Source organism: Serratia sp. CY40230 (assembly GCF_052168835.1).
Taxonomy (GTDB): domain Bacteria; phylum Pseudomonadota; class Gammaproteobacteria; order Enterobacterales; family Enterobacteriaceae; genus Serratia; species Serratia nematodiphila.
This window is the reverse complement of sequence record NZ_JBJNLX010000004.1, coordinates 386,736-404,394: the sequence shown is the minus strand read 5'-3', so window position 1 is coordinate 404,394 and position 17,659 is coordinate 386,736. Positions and strand designations below refer to the sequence as shown.

The window sequence follows — 17,659 nt, the reverse complement described above, 5'->3', positions numbered from 1 at the left end:
AGGCGCCGAAAACGGCGCCTGGGGAAAGGATCACAGCGAGGTCAGGCGGTAATGGCGGCCACTTCGTTGGCGATCGCCGTCAGCGCATCGTGGCGGGCATAGTCCTCACGCACCAGTGCCGCGCGCTGGCGATAGATCGGCTGCTGCAGAATGCGCGTCGCCGCCGCCAGGATCTGTTCAGGGCTTGGCGTGCTGGTGTGCAGGCTGATGCCGCACCCGGCGGCGACCACGCGCGCGGCCGCCTCCAGTTTGTCTTCGCCGGTGCCGGCGACGATCAGCGGCACGCCGCTGTTCAGCGCATAGTTGATCGAGCCGTAACCGCCGTTGGTGATCAGCAGCGCCGTCTCCGGCAACCAGCGTTCGAAGGAGATAAACTCCCGCACTCTGGCATTGGCCGGCAGCGCGTCCATCAGTCCTTCCGTCGCCCGCCCGCCGGTGGTGGCCAACACCCGCACCGGCAGATGAGCCAGCGCTTGCAGCGTCGGCACGATCAGCTGTTGCAGATCGACATTGGCCAACGTGCCCTGCGTCACAATCACCAGCGGCCGACGATCGTCCGCCTCCCACAGCGTTTCTTCCGCCGCCGGCTGGCCGCCGCTGCGCAGCGGGCCGACGAAGCGCACGCCGCTCGGCAGATCGTCACGCTCATATTCCAGCGCCGTGGTAGCCAGCTGCAGGAAACGCTCGCAGCCGCCGATCAGCGCGTCGGTGAACGGGCAATCCAGCGCCCGTCCCCCCGCCTGCACCAGCGCCGCATCGAAGCTCTGCTGTACTTCATCGAGCAGCACGCGCGTTTCTTCATCCACCAGCTGCTCACGGGTCAGCGCCTGCGGCAGCAGCGCCGGCGGGATGCGCGGACCATAAAAAATAGCATCGCGCGAGGAATACGACAGCGGCGTGACCCCGATACCGAAGACCGGCGGCCGTTCGGCAGACTGCAGCAGCGGCAGCACGCCGTAGAAGCAGTTCTCCACCATCAGCAGATCGGTGTCTTCGGCAGCGATAGTCGCACGCAGTTGCCGATCCAGCAGCGGGATCGGCGCGGCGAAGAAATCTTTCAGCGCCAGCGCCATCTGTGCATTGCCCGGCGGCAGGGCGGCGCGCTCGGGGAAGTGCTGCTCCAGGTGGCGGTAATCGAAATCCACCTGCGCGTCGAACGGCACGAAGCTCGCGCCCACCGCCTCGGCGCGTTCGCGGAACAGCGCGCCGGTCATCACCCGCACCTGATGCCCTTGGGCAATCAGGTGGCGAGCGATGGCCAACATCGGGTAAACGTGCCCCGGAGTGGCGACTGCCGCCATCAATATCCTTGCCATAATGCTCCTTTACGCTTCTGCGTTAGCCGGCTTCAGCGCCAGATTGGCGCACACCGGGTTGCTCTGAATATGCACGCGCTGCAAATGACGCGCGGAACGGGCGGTGAAGCCCTCACGCCCATGCAGCAGCGAGAAGTTGTCCGCCACCACCACGTCGCCCTGTTGCCATTGGTGGGCATAATAGTGACGCGGATCGTACAGATGCTGCTGCAGAGTGTGGTGGAACTGTTCCTGCTGTTGTTCCGGCACGCCGTGATATTCCAGCGCATGTTGATTGAGGAATTTTTTCCCCTCCGTCGGCGGTTCATTGTAGCGCATGATCAAGCCCCTGCCGTTCGGGTGCTGCACCACCAGCGGCGAACAGACTTCACCGCCGTAGTGCACCACCTGCTTGATGCGGTAGGTGATCGAGACCGACAGCCACTGATCCAACAACGCTTCGTCCGCATTGGCCAGCAAGCGCGTGGTGTCGACGAAGGTAGTGCATCCGCCTTCGTCCGGCGACGGCGCCGCCACGCAGTGGAACAGCTGGAACTCGGGAATAGTCGGCTTATACATGCCATCCCAATGCAGCGGGACGTAGCTGCTGTCGAAAATATGATCCTTGGCGTCCGGATGTTCCTTCACGTCCAGCACCGCGCCAAACGGCCACATCATGATCTCGCCCCACTGCTCGGCGTAGCGCGTCAGAACCTCCCCATCGCTGAAACCGGAGTCGAATCCGCGCAGCACCAGCAAGTGATGCTCCTGCGCCAGCGCCCGCAGCGCTGCCACCGGCAGTTCGCCGATCTTTTGCCCCGGATGCTGCGGCGTCAGGATCGCGCCAAACGGGGTATTCGGTTGAATATGGCAATTAAGCGGTTGGTTATTCATCGGTGATTCTCCTTGCATCGAATGTGCTGCTCACACGGCAACGTGCCGTCAAAAACGCGTCCGCCAGGATTTCGGGCGCAAAAGCCTGCAGCGGCCTCAGGCCATCTGCGGTTGTTCGATCAGGTAATGGCTCGGCGTGCCGCGGATCTCAACCAATTCGCCGTCCAGGCTCTGCGCATCTTTACGCTTCATCAGCACGAACTGGCCGTTCACGTTGGCTGCCACGCCATGCCACGGCGTCAGCCAGTCGTCTTTGGTCGGCATCATGTGGATGCCTATCTTCAGGCTGTCGGCCGGCTGCGGGTGAATCGACAGGCGGATCGCCGCCGGGAAGTGCTGGGCCAGCAGGTTGCCCCAGGCCCAGCTGCGCTGGATAACGCCGCAGGCGCGCCGTTTGGCGTCTTTTTGCAGCGCGGCGTTGGAACCGCTGTAGCCCGGCAGGAGGCTGTCTTCATACAAGAAGCGCGTGATGGCGCGATACAGCATTAATCCCTGCTCGTCCTGCATCAGCTGGCGCTTGATCGCCTCTTCCGATTCGGCATAGCCGTCCACCAACAGCCGGCGCAGCAGATCGTAGTCATCGGTATGCTCCGCCAGGCCTTTGACGTCGCCGAGGTTGAATACACTAAGATGCGTCGCGCCTACTTCATGCAGCAGGCTTTCAATCTCGCGCTGATAATGGTTGATCGCTTCGTCGCTGACGCGGATCAGATCGCCGAACACGTGGCCGTCGGAACAGATAACGATATGCGCGCCCGGCGGGTAATAGAGCTGAATGCGCTGGCACAGCGAGTTGAGGAAGATCAGCGACAGCCGCTCCGCCATGTCCGGCACCGCGCCTATCACCTTATTGGCGTTGGGTGACTTGGTCGGAAAAGCCGGCAGCACGAATTCGATGCGCTGGTCGTTTTCAATGAATGCCCGAATGCGCGGCAATTGCACCTGAGTGACCTGCCGCTCTTCTTCAGCCAGAGAAGCATCGTCGGCGATGAGGCGACGTCGATATTGCAATAATTCACGTAGGATTTTTAATGCTATTTCTTCTTTTTTCTGTGCGCTATCCACAATGAGCTCCTGTTGCGATGTGGCGCGGGTGTATTATTGGCAAGCGCAATAAGATTTATCAAAAAAGAGATAAAGCGCATGCAAAATAATAATCAGCCCGTCGTTTATATGCTTCAGGCAATATAGGAAAGATGGTGCTATATTATTAGCCCGTATAACTCACAATCTAGGTTAAGTTGTGCTTAACAAACTATGAGCAATATTTTAAAACGCATGGCCATTTTCTCAAAAGTGGTCGATTGTGGTGCATTCAGCATGGCGGCAAAAGAATTGGGCATGACGACATCGGCCGTCAGCCAGCATATTCGCCAGCTGGAGGAACATCTGGGCATTCAATTACTGTTGCGATCGACGCGCTCATTGAGCCTGACCGAAGCCGGATTGTGCTTTTATGAAGATTGTCTGCTGATGATCCACGCCGCCGAGCGCGGGCAACAGCGGATCGCCGCGCTGCGCGGCGAGCTGGTCGGTGAACTGCGCGTCGCCACCTCGACCGAATTCGCCACCCATTATCTGGTGCCGGCGCTGCAGAGCTTCCTCGACGAACACCCGCGCATCACGCTGCGGTTGGAAATCCACGATGAGAGAATAGACCTCATCGCGCAACGCATCGATCTGGCAATACGCGGCGGCGCGCTGGCTGACTCCAGCTACGTCTCAACGCGGCTGGCGCGCTGCCGCGAAGTGCTGTGCGCTTCCCCGGCCTACCTGGCACACCACGGGGTGCCGGATTCGCCTCAGGCGCTGACCCATCACCATTGGGTCACCTTTACGCCGCTCGGCAATCCGCAGTTTGTTCGCCTGATCCATCGCGACGGCGGCGAGCACCGCATGCGCATGACCGGGCGACTGTTCACCAACAGCGGCATGGCGATGAAGGAGCTGGCGCTGACCGGCAAAGGCATCATTCGCAATTTCTTCGCCAACGTCGAGCGAGAGTTGCGCAGCGGCGAGCTGATTGAAATATTGCCCGACTGGCGATTACCGGAAATTAATTGCTATGCCATTATGCCGCGACGGGAGATCCAGCCATTAAAAGTCCGGCGATTGCTGGAGCATATGAAGCTCTATTTAAAGGAGAAAGGATTAAACGACCTAGAACAGATTCGACAAGAATAAAATAAGAAACATCTGCAAGACTACTATTGTAATTATTGTAATCACGTTGACGACACCAGGCCCTATTTAGATTGCAGCCTAATGATATTCTATTTAATGACTTCATTCAGCCTATATAATTAATGACGCCACCGCTATTTCAAATACTCAGAATAAATTTGACTTTAGTTAGCAGAAAATTTGAATATACTCAGCATTTTATTTTTAATGCCGTTGGCATTCCAAAAAAAACGGGAAGTCTAAGCTCCCCGTTGTCATTCACTCACGCACCTCAGTCAATCTGACGGACGTCCACGCGCAGCTCTTTCGGCACTTCGAACACGATGTTCTCTTCACGCCCGCTGATTTCATGCACGTCCAGGCCGCCCAGCGCTTTCAGGCGGGAGATCACCTCCTGCACCAGCACATCCGGTGCCGAGGCGCCGGCGGTAACGCCGATATTGCGCGCTTCGCTCAGCCAGCTTTCCTGAATATCCGCCGCCGAATCGATCAGATAAGCCGGTTTGCCGACGCGCTGCGCCAGTTCCGCCAGACGGTTAGAGTTGGAGGAGTTCTTCGACCCCACCACCAGCACCACGTCCGCATCGCCGGCCAGGTTGCGCACCGCTTCCTGACGGTTGGTGGTGGCGTAGCAAATGTCATCCTTGCGCGGACCGATAATGCTCGGGAAGCGCTGACGCAGCGCGTCGATCACGTCCGAGGTATCATCCACCGACAGCGTGGTCTGCGTCATGAAGCACAGGTTGTTTTCGTCTTTCACCTGCAGTTTCCACACGTCATCCGGCGACTCGACCAGGTACATGCCGCCCTGCGGATTGCTGTACTGGCCCATGGTGCCTTCCACCTCCGGGTGCCCGGCGTGACCGATCAGAATCGCTTCGGTGCCGCGGCGGCTGGCGCGCGCCACTTCCATATGCACCTTGGTCACCAGCGGACAGGTGGCGTCGAACAGCATGGTCAGATCGCGCGCCTTGGCTTCGGCGCGCACCGCCTGAGAAACGCCGTGCGCCGAAAAGATCAGGATAGAGCCGTCCGGCACTTCGGCGATCTCTTCGATAAACACGGCGCCGCGCTCACGCAGACTGTCGACCACGTAGCGGTTGTGCACCACTTCATGCCGTACGTAGATCGGCGCACCATACAGCTCCAGCGCGCGTTCCACGATGCTGATCGCACGATCAACCCCGGCGCAGAAGCCGCGCGGGTTAGCCAGCAATATTTGCATGCGTCTCCTCCTGCTGCGGATCAATCTCCAGCACTTCGATGTCGAAGGTCACCGGATGGCCCGCCAGCGGATGGTTGAAATCGACGGTGATCGAATCTTCCGCCACCGCGCGCACCACGCCCGGCATTTCACTGCCGTCGATGGCGGTAAACAGCATGATGGTGCCCACGTCCGGCACGCCGGTTTCCGCGAAGTCGCGGCGCGAGAAGAACTGGACCAGATCCGGGTTCTCCGCGCCGAACGCCGCTTCCGGCTGTAGGGTAAAGGCGCATTTGTCGCCCGCGCGCAGGCCGAGCAGTTGCTCTTCCAGCGGCGCCGACAGGCTGCCGTCACCCAGGCGGAACAGCGCCGGTTTGCCGCTGCTGCGGGTGGATTCGGCGGTCGAACCGTCTTCCAGTTTCAGCGTGAAGTGAACCAGCACCGCGCTGTCACTGATAACCTGAGCCGTCATATTACTCACCTTTACTCTTTGCGCCTTTGCTCGCCGGCGACAGGAAACCTTCCAGCACGATCATCGCCGCACCCACGCAGATAAAGCTGTCCGCCAGATTGAAGGTCGGGTAGTGCCAATCACCGACGTAGAAGTCGATGAAGTCGACCACGAAACCGTGCCACAGGCGATCGAACAGGTTGCCCAACGCCCCGCCGATAATAAAGGCGTAGGCGATGTTGTTCAGCTTCTGCTGCGCGGTGCTGCGGTACATCATCACCAGCAGCACCGCGACGATGGCGATGGCGATGCCGGCAAAGAACCAGCGCTGCCAACCGCCATGGTCGGCCAGGAAGCTGAACGCGGCGCCGTAGTTGCGCGCGTAAAACAGGTTGAACGACGGGATCAACGGCTGGGACTGGCCCAGCGTAAAGTTAGCGAGGATCCACTGTTTGCTGCCGAAATCCAGCGCAAGCACCGCCACTACAACCCACAGCCAACGCAGGCCGGTCGAACAAATTGGTTTACTCATCAGGCGCAAGTTCTCAGGCAAAGTTACGCTTCTCGCCGTCACCGGCGACGTTGCTCACACAGCGGCCGCAGATGTCTGCATGCTCCGCCACCAGACCGATATCGGTGGTGTAATGCCAGCAGCGCGGGCACTTCTCACCCGGCGCTGTGCTGAAGGCGATCTTCAGCCCTTTCAGCAGCTCGGAGGCCTGCGCATCGGCTGGTGCCTCCGCCAATGGCGCAACGCTTGCCGCAGAGGTCAGCAGCACAAAGCGCAGCTCATCCTGCAGGCTGTTCAGACGCGCCGCCAACTCGCTGTCGGCATACAGCGTCACCGCCGCTTCCAGCGAACCGCCGAGGCGTTTGTCGGCACGCGCCTGCTCCAGCACCTTGTTCACTTCACCGCGCACTTTCAGCAGCTCAGCCCAGAAAGCGTCGTTCATCGCCTCGCCTTCCGCCAGCCCGAACAGGCCGTCGTACCACTCTTCAGTGAACACGTACTGCGCGCGTTTGCCCGGCATGAAGCCCCAGATCTCGTCCGCAGTGAACGACATGATCGGCGCCATCCAGCGCACCAGCGCTTCGACGATGTGATACAGCGCGGTCTGGCAGCTGCGGCGAGCGACGCTGTCGCTCTTGGCGGTGTACTGACGATCCTTGATGATATCCAGGTAGAAGGAGCCCATCTCGACCGAGCAGAACTGCATCAGGCGCTGCACCACTTCGTGGAAATCGTAGTTGGCGTAAGCCTGCTCGATATCCTGCTGCGCCGCCAGCGCGCGGCCGACCGCCCAGCGATCCAGCACCACCATGTCTTCCGGCGCCACGCAATCGGTGCTTGGCTCAAACCCGTTCAGGTTGGCCAGCAGGAAGCGCGCGGTGTTGCGGATGCGGCGATAAGCGTCGGCAGAACGCTTGAGGATCTCGTCGGACACCGCGATCTCGCCGGTGTAATCGGTCGACGCCACCCACAGACGCAGAATGTCGCCGCCCAGCTTGTTCATCACGTCCTGCGGGCTGACGGTGTTGCCGATCGACTTGGACATCTTGCGGCCCTGGCCGTCGACGGTGAAGCCGTGGGTCAGCACTTCCTTGTACGGCGCCTTGCCCTTCATCGCGGTGGAAATCATCAGCGAGGACATGAACCAGCCACGATGCTGGTCGGAGCCTTCCAGATACATGTCGGCGCCGTGGCCGTTAAATTCAGGGCGCACGTCAACAACCGAGGCGTGGGTGGAACCGGAATCGAACCACACGTCCAGCGTATCCGGCACTTTCACGTAGTCGGCGGCTTCCGCGCCGAGGATGTCGGCCGCGTCCAGATCCCACCAGGCCTGAATGCCGTCTTGCTCGACGCGCTTGGCCACTTCTTCCATCAGCTCAACGCTGCGCGGATGCAGCTGTTCGGTCTCTTTATGCACGAACAGCGACATCGGCACGCCCCAGGTGCGCTGACGCGAGATGCACCAGTCCGGGCGGTTGGCCACCATCATTTCGATGCGCGCCTGGCCCCAATCCGGGATCCACTGCACGCCCTTGATCTCTTCCAGCGACTGCTGACGCAGGCCTTTCTGATCCATGCTGATGAACCATTGCGGCGTGGCGCGGAAGATGATCGGCGTCTTGTGGCGCCAGCAGCACGGATAGCTGTGCAGGAACTTCTCGACGTGCAGCAGCGCGCCTTTCTCACGCAGCAGATCGACGATCAGATCGTTGGCCTTGAAGACGAACTTGCCGTCCAGCAGTGGATAGGTGCCGGTCAGGTAGCAGCCGTTCGGCCCTACCGGGTTGGCCACTTCCAGGCCGTATTTCTGGCCGATCACGAAGTCGTCCGGGCCGTGGCCCGGCGCGGTATGCACCGCACCGGTACCGGCGTCCAGCGTCACGTGCTCGCCGAGGATCGCCGGCACGTCGAAGTCCATGAACGGGTGTTTGAAGCGCAGCAGCTCCAGATCAGCGCCTTTGCAGCTGCCCAGCACTGTCCACTCGGTGATGCCGGCGCGTTTCATCACGCTTTCCACCAGTTCGGCCGCCAGGATCAGGCACTGGCCGTCAACCTGCACCAGCTGATAGGTGAAGTCCGGGTGCAGCGAGATCGCGCGGTTGGCCGGCAAGGTCCACGGCGTGGTGGTCCAGATAACCAGCGAGATGGCGCCGTTGAAGTGGCTCACGCCGAACTTGGCCGCCACGGCAGCCGCGTCGGCCGCATGGAAGCTCACGTCGATCGACGGCGAAGTCTTGTCGTAGTACTCCACTTCCGCTTCCGCCAGCGACGAGCCGCAGTCGGTGCACCAGTGAACCGGCTTGGCGCCTTTCAGCAGGTGGCCGTTGCTGATGATCTTGCCCAGCGCGCGGATGATGTTGGCTTCGGTTTTGAAGTCCATCGTCAGGTACGGACGATCCCAGTCGCCCAACACGCCCAGACGGATGAAGTCCTTCTTCTGGCCTTCAACCTGCTCGGCCGCGTACTCGCGGCACTTCTGGCGGAACTCGGCCGCCGTCAGCTTCTCGCCCGGCTTGCCGTACAGTTGCTCAACCTTCAGTTCGATCGGCAGGCCGTGGCAGTCCCAACCCGGCACATAAGGCGAGTCGAAGCCGGCCATCCCTTTCGACTTGATGATAATGTCTTTGAGAATCTTGTTAACCGAGTGACCAATGTGAATGCTGCCGTTCGCATACGGAGGGCCGTCATGCAAAATGAAGGTTTTTTTGCCCTTTTTGGCAGTACGAATAATCCCGTACAGATCCTGTTCATACCAACGTTGCAGCATGCCAGGTTCGCGCTTGGCGAGATCGCCGCGCATCGGGAACCCTGTTTCCGGCAAGTTCAGGGTATTCTTGTAGTCACTCATTAGATTCTCGGTTCCGTTTTCGGCTATAGAGATTAAACCGGTGTCTGTAGCCCGAAGAACTTCCGGGCCGTCACCACATCATTGGCGATTTGCTGCTTCAGGGCATCGAGCGAAGCAAACCGCTGTTCATTGCGCAATTTTGCGCGGAGCACCACCTCAATATGGCGCCCGTAAAGATCCATTGTGACATCCAGCAGATGCACTTCCAGCTGCTGGCGCACGCCGGCGACGGTCGGGCGCGTGCCGATATTGGCCACGCCCGGCAGCGGCTTCGGCCCCAGGCCGTACACTTCCACCGCATACACTCCTTTCACCGGTGCCACCAGACGCTTGAGCGGCAAATTGGCGGTCGGGAAGCCGATGGTGCGCCCCAGCTCGTCGCCGTGCACCACGCGCCCGGAAATGCTGTACGGGTGGCCCAGCAGGGTCTCCGCCAGCGGCAGATCGTCCTCGCTCAGCGCGGTGCGGATCGCGGTGCTGCTGATGCGCCGCTCGCCTTCGCGGAAGGTCGGGGTGCTGACCACGTCGAAGCCGTACTCTTTTCCGGCCTGCTGCAATAGCGGAAAATCGCCCTGACGCCCGGCGCCAAAGCGAAAATCATCCCCCACCATCAGGAATTTGACGCCCAGTTTTTCCACCAGCAGCTCGGCGACGAACGCCTGCGCGGTGTTGGCGGCGAAACGCGGATCGAACTTGACGCACAGCAGGTAATCGACGCCCGCCTGCGCCAGATAGTTGGCCTTGTCGCGCAGGCGCGTCAAGCGGGCCGGCGCTTTGTCTGCGGCGAACATCTCCAGCGGCTGCGGCTCAAAGATCATGACCATCACCGGCAGCCCGAGGCGTTTCCCCTGTTGCTTCAACTGTTCCAGCAACGCCTGATGGCCGCGATGCACGCCGTCAAAGTTGCCGATGGTGAGCACGCAACCATGGTGGCGCGCCCGGATATTGTGAATGCCGCGAATTAGCTCCATAGCTGGCTCAAAACAGTGGAAATCGGCGGATTATACCTTGTACAGCCGGTAAGGTTAACCCGCGATTGGTGCCTTTATGTAATAGACATACCATACCGGAGATAATCTGCGCGTGAAACGGCTTCGCCGCAGTTTATCCGGCGCTGCCGGGGCGATTCTCGACCGCGGCCAACGGCTTGCGCCCGCCGCGGCAAATCATTGGCGAATTTTCTCGCGAAACACTGTATTCCCAAGAGCGAAGCTGGTAAAATCCTGCGCCATCACAACGTAGCGAGTGCCGCCTGTACAAACGGCGCTTATTTGCACAAATCCATTGACAAACGAAGGCTAAAAGGGCATATTCCTCGGCCTTTGAATTGTCCTCAATAGAATATATTTGGGAGTTGGACCTTGGCTAATATCAAATCAGCTAAGAAACGCGCCGTACAGTCTGAGAAACGCCGCAAGCATAACGCAAGCCGTCGCTCAATGGTGCGTACCTTCATCAAGAAGGTAGACGCAGCTATCGCAGCTGGCGACAAAGAAGCAGCACAAAATGCATTCCTGGTAATGCAGCCACTGGTGGACCGTCAGGCAGCTAAAGGCCTGATCCACAAAAACAAAGCAGCGCGTCATAAGTCAAACCTGACTGCACGCATCAACGCAATGCAATAAGCATTTCGTTATCTGCTTGATAAAAAAACCGGCTCAGGCCGGTTTTTTTACGTCCTGCGTTCAGTGAACCGCTAGCAGGAAAACAGCGCCGAGAAGTCTTTGTTGCAGACGCGCTGCACCGCCGGATGCTGGATCATGCGCTCGGCGAAGATGATGTAATACTCCTCCTGCACACTGTCGATGCGCCCAATCTCCACCACATTGTCATCGTTGTAGGTATCCTGCGCATACAGCGTCGGTGCCACGAAGATCGCATTGTGGTACATGCCGAAGGCCTTCATCAGCGCCGCATCGTCGAACTCGCCCAGAATTTCCACCTGAATGCCCTGGGTATTGAACCAGTTGAGCAGCTTGCGCCCCAGCATCGAACGACGGCCGGGGATCAGCAGCTTGCGCTGCTCCAGGCAAGCCGGGAACGGCAGCTCCGGCGCCGGCTGGCGACAGAAAAAGCTGATGCCGCACTCGCCCAGCTTCAGCGAGAACAGCCCTTCCTGCTGGCTGGAGTCCACCGGGCAATCCGACAGGATCATATCCAGCTTGTGCTGGCTGAGCTGCTCCAGCAGCATCTCGTGCGTCGATTCAAAGCAACGCAGGTGGATCTGCTCGTTGTCCACCACCACCGCCGTTTCCAATACCTGGCTGACCAGCCGCTTCGACAGCGCGTCCGCTACGCCGACGTCGAACAACAGGTTGGACTCTTTGCGGTAGTTGACGATATCCAGCATTTCCTGGCTGAGCATAAACATCTTGTCGGCATAGCGGAACACCAACTGCCCCAGCTCCGAAGGCACCAACCCGCGCCCCTGGCGTTTGAACAGCTTGCCGTCCAACCGCTCTTCCAGCGCTTTGATCTGGCCGGTGATGGTCTGCGGCGTCAGAAACAACGCTTCGGCGGCACCGACCACGGAACCGGCCTTGCAGACCTGCCAGAAATAGTAAAGGTGATTAAAGTTGATATGCGACATCCTCACGAGCGGCTCTCCTTAACAACGTTTCGCAGCGGCAAACGGTGTGCCGTGACGAGCGACAAACTTCCTTTCCCTGCTTCAGACAACGTATAGCCCCATTAGTCCCAACGAAGAACGGCCGAAGCTGCACATATTTTATACCGTACAGCTCCGACCAGCCATTTTATTATGTGCCCTTACCGGGCACATTCAGGATTAACGCACGCGCGGCAACGCCAGACGCAGTAATCCATACCCTACCACCGCCGCAGTGGTGGAGCCCAACAGGATCCCCAGGCGGGAATAGGTGCTGAGCGCCGCATCCGCATCGCCGAACGCCAGCGAGGCGATAAAAATCGACATGGTAAAACCAATGCCGCAAAGCACCGAAACGGCAAACACCTGTTTGAAGCCGATGCCTTCAGGCAAACGGGCGATGCCCATTTTCACCGCCAGCAGGCTGAAGAGGAAAATCCCCAGCGGCTTGCCGATAAACAGGCCAGCCGCAATCCCGACCGGCAGCAGCGACGTCAACCCATCCAGCGATACGCCCTGCAAAGAGACCCCGGCGTTGGCGAAAGCGAACAGCGGCAGGATCATAAACGCGACCCAAGGGTGCAGCTCATGCTCCAGCGTTTCCGACGGCGATGGCCCCTTTTTGACGTTCAGCGGGATCATAAAGCCGACAATCACCCCGGCCAGCGTCGCATGCACCCCGGACTTGAGGATCGCCACCCACAGCACCAGGCCGACCATCATATACAGCGAGGTCTTGCCCACGCCGCGCCAGTTCATCACCGCCAGCAGCACCGTCGCCGCCGCCGCCACGCCCAGCGCCACCATCGACACTTCGTGGGTGTAGAACAGCGCGATGATGATGATCACGCCCAGGTCGTCGATGATCGCCAACGCCAGCAGGAACACTTTCAGGCTGGTCGGCACGCGGTTGCCCAGCAAGGCCATGACGCCCAGCGCAAAGGCGATGTCGGTCGCGGCCGGGATCGCCCAACCCTGGCGAGTGACTTCATCCGCGCCGTTGAACAGTAGGTAAATCAGCGCCGGCGCCAACATGCCGCCCAGTGCGGCGATCGCCGGAAACACCGCTTTGTCGCGCCCGGACAGCGAGCCTTGCATCAGCTCGCGCTTGACCTCCAGCCCCACCACCAGGAAGAAGATGGCCATCAGGCCGTCGTTTATCCACAGCAGCAGCGGCTTGGCGATCTCCAGCGAAGCTACCTTCACCATCACCGGCAGGTTAAGGAATGCCTGATAGATCCCCTGCGCCGGGGTGTTGGCCATGATCAGGGCGACGATCGCCGCCGCGATCAGAATGATACCGCCCGCGGCTTCCTGACGTAAAAATTGACGAATGATGTTGGTCACAGTACGTCTCTCCAAATCTGTGCAGGACATAGCGCCCTGCGAACCACAGTCATGAAGTGAGTATAGAGGGCGTTTTAGTTCGAAAAAATAAGTTTATAAATGCTAAATAGCTCGAAAAAACCGATAAAAAGCACGAATAAGTCACATTTACGTTGTGGAATTAGCGGTTTGGCGCGCAAATAAAAACCCCGGGACAGAAGCCCGGGGTTCGCACATAAGCCAACAGAAACAGCAGGTTAGCGAGTCAGATCGTCAAAGAACTTTTTCACCCCGTCAAAGAAGCTCTTCGAACGCGGGCTGTTCTTGTCGCCGGACGGGCCACCCAGGCTCTCTTCCAGCTCACGCAGCAGCTGCTTTTGCTTGTCGTTCAGATTGACCGGGGTTTCCACCACCACGCGGCACAGCAGGTCGCCCTGGCTGCCGCCACGCACCGATTTCACGCCCTTGCCGCGCATGCGGAACAGCTTGCCGGTTTGGGTCTCCGAAGGCACCTTCAGTTTCACCCGGCCGTCCAGCGTCGGCACTTCAATCTCGCCGCCCAGCGCCGCCATGGCGAAGTTGATCGGCACTTCACAGTACAGGTTGTTGCCTTCACGCTCGAAGATCGGGTGCGCCTTCACCTGCACCTGAACGTACAGATCGCCCGCCGGTGCGCCGTGTTCGCCGGCTTCACCTTCACCCGCCAGGCGAATGCGGTCGCCGGTATCGACGCCGGCCGGAATTTTCACCGACAGCGTCTTGGATTTTTCTACCCGGCCGTGGCCGTGGCACTTGTTGCACGGATCTTTGATGATCTGACCGCGGCCATGGCAGTGCGGACACGCCTGCTGCACGGTGAAGAAGCCCTGACGCATCTGCACCTGACCCTGGCCGTGACAGGTTGGGCAGGTAACCGGTGAGCTGCCCGGTTTGGCGCCGCTGCCGTGGCAGACGTCGCACTCTTCCAGCGTCGGGATGCGGATCTCTTTGGTGACGCCACGTACCGCTTCCTCGAGGGTCAGCTCCATGTTATAGCGCAGATCGGAACCGCGACTGGCGCGCTGACGGCGGCCTCCGCCGAAGATGTCGCCAAACACGTCGCCAAAGATATCGCTGAAGTCGGCGCCGCCGCCAAAGCCGCCGCCGCCCATACCGCCCTGTTCAAAGGCCGCGTGCCCATACTGGTCGTAGGCCGCGCGTTTCTGGTCGTCGGTCAGAACTTCGTAAGCTTCTTTAACTTCTTTAAACTTGGTTTCGGCGTCTTGTTCCTGGTTGCGGTCAGGATGGTATTTCATCGCCAGGCGTTTGTACGCCTTTTTGATCTCACGTTCATCCGCCGTCTTGCTGACGCCGAGAATCTCGTAATAGTCTTTCTTCGCCATTCTTTCGCTTACCCTTAACATGCGTGCACGGGCGCAGAGTTGCCTCGACGCCCGTGCTGGTTTCCGGGAGCGGCACCTCGGCCGCCCCGTGCCCGCTTAAGGGCGATTATTTTTTGTCTTTAACTTCTTCGAACTCGGCGTCAACCACGTCGTCGTCTTTCTGCGCCGCGTTGTCCGCGCCGGCGTCAGCACCCTGCTGAGCCTGCTGCGCCTGAGCCATTTCCAGCAGCTTGCCGGAAACCTGCACCAACGCCTGGGTCTTCGCTTCGATCTCGGCTTTGTCTTCGCCTTTCACCGCCGCTTCCAGATCTTTCAGCGCCGCTTCGATCGCCGTTTTGTCTTCCGCCGGCAGTTTGTCGCCCGCTTCTTCCAGTTGCTTGCGAGTACCGTGGATCAGGTGATCCGCCTGGTTACGCGTCTGTACCAGCTCTTCGAACTTGCGGTCAGCTTCAGCGTTCAGCTCGGCGTCGCGCACCATTTTCTGGATTTCGTCTTCGTTCAGGCCAGAAGATGCCTTGATGGTGATCTTCTGCTCACGGCCGGTGTTCTTGTCTTTGGCAGACACGTGCAGGATGCCGTCGGCATCGATATCGAAGGTCACTTCGATCTGCGCCATGCCGCGCGGCGCCGCCTGGATACCGTCCAGGTTGAACTGGCCCAGAGATTTGTTATCGCTGGCGCGCTTACGCTCACCCTGCAGCACGTGGATGGTTACCGCAGACTGGTTGTCTTCCGCAGTAGAGAACACCTGGCTGTGCTTGGTCGGGATAGTGGTGTTTTTGGTGATCAGCGGCGTCATCACGCTGCCCATGGTTTCGATACCCAGCGACAGCGGGGTCACGTCCAGCAGCAGAACGTCTTTCACATCACCGGCCAACACGCCGCCCTGTACCGCAGCGCCCACGGCAACCGCTTCGTCCGGGTTCACGTCTTTACGCGGCTCTTTGCCGAAGAAGTCTGCGACTTTCTTCTGCACCATTGGCATACGGGTCTGGCCGCCCACCAGGATCACGTCCTGAATGTCGGAAACCGACAGGCCAGCGTCTTTCAGCGCCACTTTCAGCGGCTCGATGGAGCGCGCCACCAGATCTTCAACCAGCGACTCGAGTTTGGCGCGAGTCACTTTGATGTTCATGTGTTTTGGACCGGTCGCGTCTGCAGTGATGTACGGCAGGTTAACGTCGGTCTGCTGAGCGGAAGACAGTTCGATCTTCGCTTTCTCGGCGGCTTCTTTCAGACGCTGCATCGCCAGCGGATCGTTGCGCAGATCGATGCCCTGATCTTTCTTGAACTCTTCCACCAGGTAGTTGATCAGACGGCTGTCGAAGTCTTCGCCACCCAGGTGGGTGTCACCGTTGGTCGCCAGCACTTCGAAGGTTTTTTCGCCGTCAACGTCGTCGATTTCGATGATGGAGATATCGAAAGTACCGCCGCCCAGGTCATAAACCGCGATGGTGCGGTTGCCGACTTCTTTGTCCAGGCCATAGGCCAGGGCCGCCGCGGTCGGTTCGTTGATGATGCGCTTGACTTCCAGACCCGCGATGCGGCCGGCGTCTTTAGTCGCCTGACGCTGGGCGTCGTTGAAGTAAGCCGGTACGGTGATAACCGCTTCAGTTACCGGTTCGCCCAGGTAATCTTCCGCCGTTTTCTTCATTTTTTTCAGCACTTCCGCAGAGATCTGCGGCGGAGCCATTTTCTGGCCTTTCACTTCCAGCCAGGCGTCGCCGTTGTCGGCTTCGACGATTTTGTACGGCATGATCGCTTTGTCGCGCTGCGCTTCTTCATCCTGGAAGCGGCGACCGATCAGGCGCTTGATGGCGAACAGGGTGTTTTCAGGGTTGGTGACTGCCTGACGCTTAGCCGGCTGGCCAACCAGAGTTTCACCGTCCTGGGTATATGCGATAATAGAAGGAGTGGTGCGGTCGCCCTCGGCGTTTTCCAGCACGCGTGCCTTGGCACCATCCATAATTGCTACGCAAGAGTTGGTCGTACCCAGGTCGATACCAATAATTTTGCCCATCTAAACGTCTCCACTAAAAAATTCATAAATCAGTCAGGTTGCTAACCTATATGCGGGCGATTTTTTGCTTTTCAACTGCCCGATATCTCAGTGCGACCCGCGGTTAGCAGCTGCGGTTGCAAATAAGATGGGGCCATCCAACCCGGCATCAAGGGGCAAGGCGAAAAAAATTTCTTTTTTTATCGTCATTCAGATCATTGTTTCCGGCTGCGGGGATCATTATGATGCGCGCGCTCTGGTGGAAAACTTCGATTTTTTGGCCATTCAGACCATTTATGATTTTAATTCGCTGTTTCCGTTAATTTTCTGTTATTGCAGAGGACTTATGCACACCAACAAGTTGGCAAATCCCGGCCCTCTCGGCCTGATGGGCTTCGGGATGACCACCGTCTTGCTGAACCTGCACAACGCGGGCTTTTTCCCACTGAACTCCGCCATCATCAGCATGGGGATTTTCTTCGGTGGCCTGGCCCAGATCCTGGCCGGACTGCTGGAGTACAAGAAGGGCAACACCTTCGGCATGACCGCCTTCACCGCCTACGGCAGCTTCTGGCTGAGCCTGGTCGGCCTGCTGCTGCTGCCGCGCCTGGGCCTGGCAGAGGCCACCGAGGCCCACGTGCTGGGCATCTACCTGGCGCTGTGGGGCGTCTTCACCCTGTTCATGTTCTTCGGCACCCTGGGCGCCAACCGCGTGCTGCAGTTCGTGTTCGCCAGCCTGACGCTGCTGTTCGCCCTGCTGGCCGTCGGCAACATCACTGGCAACCACACGCTGCTGACCTTCGCCGGCTATGAAGGGATTATCTGCGGCGCCAGCGCCATTTACCTGGCGATGGCCGAAGTACTCAACGAGCAATACGGCCGCACCGTGCTGCCGATTGGCGAACCGGCTCCGGCGCGCGTCGCGGCATCGCCGGTCACGGCGTAATCGCCCGC

General features: G+C 59.3%; 15 protein-coding genes. 3 read left to right on the top strand and 12 right to left on the bottom strand.

Annotated features, from left to right (window positions below; translation table 11 throughout):
- Nucleotides 1-41 precede the first annotated feature (41 nt).
- The 3 genes from ACJ8IJ_RS16545 to pvcA all read right to left on the bottom strand — a co-directional run bounded on the left by ACJ8IJ_RS16545 (nt 42) and on the right by pvcA (nt 3,254).
- Nucleotides 42-1,301 (bottom strand): glycosyltransferase, encoded by a 1,260-nt coding sequence (locus ACJ8IJ_RS16545; protein WP_442518855.1) that lies wholly within the window; start codon nt 1,299-1,301, stop codon nt 42-44.
- 24 nt (nt 1,302-1,325) lie between these two features.
- Nucleotides 1,326-2,189, bottom strand: coding sequence for a TauD/TfdA dioxygenase family protein (locus tag ACJ8IJ_RS16540; protein WP_016929131.1), 864 nt, complete (start codon nt 2,187-2,189; stop codon nt 1,326-1,328).
- Between the two features lie 96 nt (nt 2,190-2,285).
- Entirely contained in the window at nt 2,286-3,254 is a 969-nt protein-coding gene (gene pvcA, locus ACJ8IJ_RS16535) for an L-tyrosine isonitrile synthase (RefSeq protein ID WP_004932937.1), read from the bottom strand.
- A gap of 192 nt (nt 3,255-3,446) precedes the next feature.
- Between pvcA and ACJ8IJ_RS16530 the strand changes: the two genes are divergently transcribed.
- Nucleotides 3,447-4,373, top strand: coding sequence for a LysR family transcriptional regulator (locus ACJ8IJ_RS16530; RefSeq protein WP_004932941.1), 927 nt, complete (start codon nt 3,447-3,449; stop codon nt 4,371-4,373).
- Between the two features lie 271 nt (nt 4,374-4,644).
- Here the strand turns inward: ACJ8IJ_RS16530 and ispH are convergent, their stop codons facing one another.
- From ispH to ribF, 5 genes are read right to left on the bottom strand one after another with little or no spacing between them, the layout of a single operon-like run.
- Nucleotides 4,645-5,598 (bottom strand): 4-hydroxy-3-methylbut-2-enyl diphosphate reductase, encoded by a 954-nt coding sequence (gene ispH, locus ACJ8IJ_RS16525; protein ID WP_004932946.1) that lies wholly within the window; start codon nt 5,596-5,598, stop codon nt 4,645-4,647.
- Complete coding sequence (fkpB, locus tag ACJ8IJ_RS16520; protein WP_004932949.1) at nt 5,579-6,049, bottom strand: FKBP-type peptidyl-prolyl cis-trans isomerase; 471 nt, start codon at nt 6,047-6,049, stop codon at nt 5,579-5,581. Before fkpB ends, ispH begins: the two co-directional genes overlap by 20 nt.
- 1 nt (nt 6,050) lies before the next feature.
- Complete coding sequence (gene lspA, locus ACJ8IJ_RS16515) at nt 6,051-6,560, bottom strand: signal peptidase II (RefSeq protein WP_004932951.1); 510 nt, start codon at nt 6,558-6,560, stop codon at nt 6,051-6,053.
- Between the two features lie 13 nt (nt 6,561-6,573).
- The gene (ileS, locus tag ACJ8IJ_RS16510; RefSeq protein WP_131165205.1) at nt 6,574-9,390 is read right to left on the bottom strand and encodes an isoleucine--tRNA ligase; all 2,817 of its coding nucleotides are present in this window, start codon (nt 9,388-9,390) and stop codon (nt 6,574-6,576) included.
- A 32-nt stretch (nt 9,391-9,422) separates the two neighbouring features.
- Complete coding sequence (gene ribF / locus ACJ8IJ_RS16505; RefSeq protein WP_044029716.1) at nt 9,423-10,361, bottom strand: bifunctional riboflavin kinase/FAD synthetase; 939 nt, start codon at nt 10,359-10,361, stop codon at nt 9,423-9,425.
- 390 nt (nt 10,362-10,751) lie between these two features.
- Here ribF and rpsT point away from each other — a divergent pair, with 390 nt between their 5' ends.
- Nucleotides 10,752-11,015: a 30S ribosomal protein S20 gene (gene rpsT, locus ACJ8IJ_RS16500; protein ID WP_004932960.1), complete on the top strand. Its 264-nt coding sequence runs from the start codon at nt 10,752-10,754 to the stop codon at nt 11,013-11,015.
- A gap of 71 nt (nt 11,016-11,086) precedes the next feature.
- Here the strand turns inward: rpsT and nhaR are convergent, their stop codons facing one another.
- From nhaR to dnaK, 4 genes are all read right to left on the bottom strand, one after another.
- Entirely contained in the window at nt 11,087-11,986 is a 900-nt protein-coding gene (nhaR, locus tag ACJ8IJ_RS16495) for a transcriptional activator NhaR (RefSeq protein WP_004932962.1), read from the bottom strand.
- Between the two features lie 192 nt (nt 11,987-12,178).
- Complete coding sequence (gene nhaA, locus ACJ8IJ_RS16490; RefSeq protein ID WP_049187973.1) at nt 12,179-13,345, bottom strand: Na+/H+ antiporter NhaA; 1,167 nt, start codon at nt 13,343-13,345, stop codon at nt 12,179-12,181.
- Nucleotides 13,346-13,581: 236 nt separating this feature from the next.
- Entirely contained in the window at nt 13,582-14,706 is a 1,125-nt protein-coding gene (gene dnaJ, locus ACJ8IJ_RS16485; RefSeq protein ID WP_004932969.1) for a molecular chaperone DnaJ, read from the bottom strand.
- Between the two features lie 106 nt (nt 14,707-14,812).
- The gene (gene dnaK / locus ACJ8IJ_RS16480) at nt 14,813-16,726 is read right to left on the bottom strand and encodes a molecular chaperone DnaK (protein WP_004932972.1); all 1,914 of its coding nucleotides are present in this window, start codon (nt 16,724-16,726) and stop codon (nt 14,813-14,815) included.
- Nucleotides 16,727-17,051: 325 nt separating this feature from the next.
- Here dnaK and satP point away from each other — a divergent pair, with 325 nt between their 5' ends.
- A complete protein-coding gene (satP, locus tag ACJ8IJ_RS16475; RefSeq protein WP_015376609.1) occupies nt 17,052-17,651 on the top strand; it encodes an acetate uptake transporter in 600 nt (199 codons plus the stop codon).
- Nucleotides 17,652-17,659: the final 8 nt, after the last annotated feature.

Excerpts from the sequence above, each read along its gene's own strand:
- ACJ8IJ_RS16545 (WP_442518855.1), bottom strand. The coding sequence starts at position 1,301 with ATGGCGGCAGTCGCCACTCCGGGGCACGTTTACCCGATGTTGGCCATC.
- ACJ8IJ_RS16540 (WP_016929131.1), bottom strand. The coding sequence starts at position 2,189 with ATGAATAACCAACCGCTTAATTGCCATATTCAACCGAATACCCCGTTT.
- ACJ8IJ_RS16530 (WP_004932941.1), top strand. The coding sequence starts at position 3,447 with ATGAGCAATATTTTAAAACGCATGGCCATTTTCTCAAAAGTGGTCGAT.
- ispH (WP_004932946.1), bottom strand. The coding sequence starts at position 5,598 with ATGCAAATATTGCTGGCTAACCCGCGCGGCTTCTGCGCCGGGGTTGAT.
- fkpB (WP_004932949.1), bottom strand. The coding sequence starts at position 6,049 with ATGACGGCTCAGGTTATCAGTGACAGCGCGGTGCTGGTTCACTTCACG.
- lspA (WP_004932951.1), bottom strand. The coding sequence starts at position 6,560 with ATGAGTAAACCAATTTGTTCGACCGGCCTGCGTTGGCTGTGGGTTGTA.
- ileS (WP_131165205.1), bottom strand. The coding sequence starts at position 9,390 with ATGAGTGACTACAAGAATACCCTGAACTTGCCGGAAACAGGGTTCCCG.
- ribF (WP_044029716.1), bottom strand. The coding sequence starts at position 10,361 with ATGGAGCTAATTCGCGGCATTCACAATATCCGGGCGCGCCACCATGGT.
- dnaJ (WP_004932969.1), bottom strand. The coding sequence starts at position 14,706 with ATGGCGAAGAAAGACTATTACGAGATTCTCGGCGTCAGCAAGACGGCG.
- dnaK (WP_004932972.1), bottom strand. The coding sequence starts at position 16,726 with ATGGGCAAAATTATTGGTATCGACCTGGGTACGACCAACTCTTGCGTA.
- satP (WP_015376609.1), top strand. The coding sequence starts at position 17,052 with ATGCACACCAACAAGTTGGCAAATCCCGGCCCTCTCGGCCTGATGGGC.